Raw genomic sequence first — 660 nt, forward strand, 5'->3', positions numbered from 1 at the left:
CCGATCGCCGCCGACGGCACCGCGACCTTCCGGGGCGAAGGCGAGCCGCCGCGCGACGTGCGCCGCCCCGGCCGGCGCCCCGAGCGCTGGGTGGTGGAGGCCCGCTTCCTCGGCAGCCACGGCACCGGCCAGCGGATCGAGCCGCGCCGCTGCGACCTCGTCTTCCAGCGCCGCCGCTGAGCGCCGCCGCTGAGTGCCTTTGGGGGCCGCGCCGGTTGACGGAGACGCCCTGCGGGCCCTACACCCCGCGCCCTGTGCGGCGGCCATAGCTCAGTTGGTAGAGCGCCAGGTTGTGGTCTTGGATGTCACGGGTTCGAGTCCCGTTGGTCGCCCCACGTTTTTCCTTTTGCCTCAGACGCCGGCGTGCCCTCCGGGCACTTGGCTTTACGCGCCCCAGACGTGACGCGCCCGGCCGCGCGGTCGGTCGCAGCGCGGCGGCCGCCGAGCGGCCACATCCTCGAGAGTTGCCTCATGCGCCGGCTTGCCCTCCGGGCACCTGGCTTTTCGCGCCGCAGACATGCCGCGCCCGGCTGCGCGGTCGGTCGCGGCGCGGCGGCCTCCGTGCGGCCGCATCCTCGCAGGTCGGAGCGTGTTCTCCGCCGCGGCGCGCCTCTTTCCCTCTCCCGCTTGCGGGGGAGGGTGCCCTCGCGCAGCGAGGGC

Annotated in this window: 1 protein-coding gene and 1 tRNA gene; both read left to right on the plus strand. The window is 75.3% G+C overall.

The features are described from left to right. Positions 1–180 (plus strand): hypothetical protein (locus tag L2I40_RS24110; protein WP_237217862.1); only part of this gene is annotated, 180 nt, incomplete at its 5' end. A gap of 79 nt (positions 181–259) precedes the next feature. Continuing rightward, positions 260–335 (plus strand) — tRNA-His (locus L2I40_RS24115). Positions 336–660: the final 325 nt, after the last annotated feature.

It is taken from the genome of Falsiroseomonas oryziterrae (assembly GCF_021864505.1).
GTDB lineage: Bacteria > Pseudomonadota > Alphaproteobacteria > Acetobacterales > Acetobacteraceae > Falsiroseomonas > Falsiroseomonas oryziterrae.